Raw genomic sequence first — 604 nt, forward strand, 5'->3', positions numbered from 1 at the left:
CCGATTGGACTTGGGTGGGACCACCGGCACGAAGCCAAGATCAAGCGCCAACTGGCGGGTTTCATTGCCTTCGTAAGCGCGATCCATCAGCAGATGAATCGGCCGTTCCACTGGCCCCAGGTGTTCAAGCAACGCGCGGCCTGCTGGTGCGTCATGTGCGTTGCCAGGCGTCAATCCGAACGTGATGGCTGTTCGAGCATCTGCGGCAACCATATGAATCTTGGTGTTCCATCCGCCTCGGGATTTGCCGATCGCCTGTGGGCCGTTTTTTTTAATGCGCCAGTGCCATCCGGATGCACCTTGATGCTGGTGGAGTCCAGCGAGACCGCTTCGATTTTGATGCGCACGATCTGGCAGGTCTGCAATTGGGCGAACATCCGATCCAGCACACCGGACTTGGCCCAACGGTTCATGCGCGTGTACACCGTATGCCAGTTGCCAAAGCGCTTGGGCAGACCGCGCCATTTGCAGCCATGCTCTGCGACGTAAAGGATGGCGTTGACCACCTGCAGGTTGGTCATGCTGACATTGCCGCGCTGCACAGGTAAGCAATGTTCGATGAGGGCAAATTGTGCTGGCGTGATCTCCATGTCCAATAGTTTAA

At 57.1% G+C, this 604-nt stretch carries 1 pseudogene; it reads right to left on the reverse strand.

From position 1 onward, the window contains the following. Positions 1-590: pseudogene (locus tag XarbCFBP7408_RS22110) on the reverse strand (IS5 family transposase); the annotation flags it as partial. Positions 591-604: the final 14 nt, after the last annotated feature.

This window comes from Xanthomonas arboricola pv. guizotiae, from assembly GCF_002940205.1.
Lineage (GTDB): Bacteria > Pseudomonadota > Gammaproteobacteria > Xanthomonadales > Xanthomonadaceae > Xanthomonas > Xanthomonas arboricola_C.